2 protein-coding genes are annotated in these 2,111 nt (G+C 54.3%); both read right to left on the bottom strand.

Features of this window, described 5'->3' with window-relative positions:
• Positions 1–193 precede the first annotated feature (193 nt).
• Positions 194–1,540, bottom strand: a complete 1,347-nt coding sequence (locus Q4A85_RS13200) for a murein transglycosylase A (protein ID WP_303111093.1) — start codon at positions 1,538–1,540, stop codon at positions 194–196.
• Positions 1,510–2,007, bottom strand: a complete 498-nt coding sequence (locus tag Q4A85_RS13195; RefSeq protein ID WP_303111091.1) for a hypothetical protein — start codon at positions 2,005–2,007, stop codon at positions 1,510–1,512. Before Q4A85_RS13195 ends, Q4A85_RS13200 begins: the two co-directional genes overlap by 31 nt.
• Positions 2,008–2,111 lie beyond the last annotated feature (104 nt).

The raw sequence follows: 2,111 nt of genomic DNA, 5'->3' as shown, positions 1-2,111 counted from the left end.
AGGGGAAATTCTAACTTAATGTGAATTTCCTGAGTTATCTAGGACAGCCCCAAATAAAATCGCGGATACAAGGCAAAAAGCGCAGTAAGGTTGGACACCTTGCGAGCATTTTTAACGCAGTAGCCACGTTTTTAGGGCATAAAAGATGTCTATGGAAATAGTGAATACAGGTTCTTAACACGACTAATCTGGCTTACGGCTGATAAGTCGGCAACACGCCCAGCGGAAGCAGTTGCCACACATAGCCTGTGGCGTTGTGCCGCCCTGCCAGTTGCCCCGCTTCGTCGCCGTAGCCCCAAAAATAATCCACGCGCACCGCGCCTTTAATCGCGCTGCCTGTGTCTTGGGCAACAATCAGGCGGTTTAGCCCTGCGTTGGCGTTGGCAGGATGCGATGTTGCCAAGAAAAGCGGCGCGCCCAGCGTGATGTGATGCTTGTCCACCGCGCCCGAATAGCCGCCTGTGAGCGGCACGCCCAACGCGCCCACAGGGCCTTGGTCGCCCGTGCCATCCAGCACTTTAAAAAACACATAACTGGGGTTTTGCCCCAGCACTTCGGCAAGGCGATTGGGGTTTTTGCCCATCCACGATTTGATGTTTTGCATGGATGTTTGCGCCAGCGGCAAATAGCCGCGCGTGGACATATATTGTCCAATGGAAACATAGGGATATTCGTTTTTATCGGCAAAGCCTAGGCGCACAAAATTGCCCGATGGCGTGCGCAATCTGCCCGAGCCTTGAATGTGCATGAAAAACAGTTCTACGGGGTCGTTGGCGTAGCCCAAGATGGGTGCGCGTCCGTTGAGTGCGCCTGCGTTGATTTGGGCGCGGGTGAAATAGGGCACAAATTGGTTGCCGACAAATCGCCCTTTGAGCGCGGTGGTGCGGGCGGTGATGGGGAATTGGGCAAGGTTGGCGATGTATGCGCCGTTGCTTTGAATCACGCCGCGATTGTTGCCTGCGGGGGCAACGCGCACGCTGGCTTTGCTGTTGCGTAAATTTGCTGGCAAGGGGATGGAGACGAAATCGCTGGGGATGCCATAGATGGGGAAGCGGGCTGCGCTGGTGTTGCGCGTGTCGCCGTGCAGCACGGGTTCGTAGTAGCCTGTAATTTTGCCGCTGGCTTGTCCTTTTTCGCTCACTTGCCACGGCGTAAAGTTTTGTTCAAAAAAGGCTTTAGCGGCGGCGGTGGTGCGTGCGGTTTGGTTGGCGCGGGCGCAGGTGTATTGCCATTTGGCTTGGTTCGCCAGTTTCAGGCAGCTTTTTTGGAAGGCGGCTAGGCTTTCGCCAAAGCTCTGCTCGTTCCATTGCGGCAATTCTTGAAACGATACGGCGCGATAGGTCGCGCTGCTGCCTGTGGGTTGCAAGGTTGTGCCGCGTGATACGGCGTTGCCTGCGGCAAGGTTTGGATTGTATGGCGTGGGGGCGGGGGGATGTTGTGTGTGTGCGCTTTGCCCTGGTTTGCGCGGCATGGTGGTGGGGCAGGCGGTGAGAAGTAGGGTGAATGCCGTTAAGGCGGCGAGACGGGTTGTGCGAGACATTGCGATTCCTGCTGACAATGGTTTTTTGAAACGAGAAAGGCGGCATTATAGCAGCGTGTGGATTTTCGGGCTGAACACGTTGGGCAAGGATAGGCAGCCTGAAAACGAATAAAGCGTCTTTGAGCCAAGCGAAAAAGCATTTTCAGGCTGCCTATGGGGTGGGTTATACAAATGTTGCCGATTGGCATAGCAAAAGCAGCCTGAAACGTGAAAGGGCGCGGCAACGATTTGTCGCCAAAATGGCGCATGGCATAAAGCAAAGAGTGGCGCGGGTTTGCCCAATGTCGGCGAGCCGCCGATGCTCTATTTAGTGCTGCCTGAAAACACAAAAGCAGCCTGAAAACGCTATTGCCCATTTTCAGGCTGCCTGATAACGAACGGACTGTTTGAACGCGGGCGAGATGATGATGCAGCCTGAAACCGCATCCCGCGCCCCTACGGCTTGCTAGCAAGCCGTGCGCTGGCAAAATTATTTTCAGGCTGCATCAAACGAGTGATTTATCTGCTTATCTGAATTGTAGAAATCAACCGCGTTGTTTACACAACAGTTTGGGAAAAATAAGCCTGCAAC

The sequence above is a fragment of the Kingella sp. (in: b-proteobacteria) genome, assembly GCF_030527935.1.
Taxonomy (GTDB): domain Bacteria; phylum Pseudomonadota; class Gammaproteobacteria; order Burkholderiales; family Neisseriaceae; genus Kingella_B.
The sequence above is the reverse complement of the archived record's forward strand: the minus strand, read 5'-3'. Positions and strand labels throughout refer to the sequence as shown.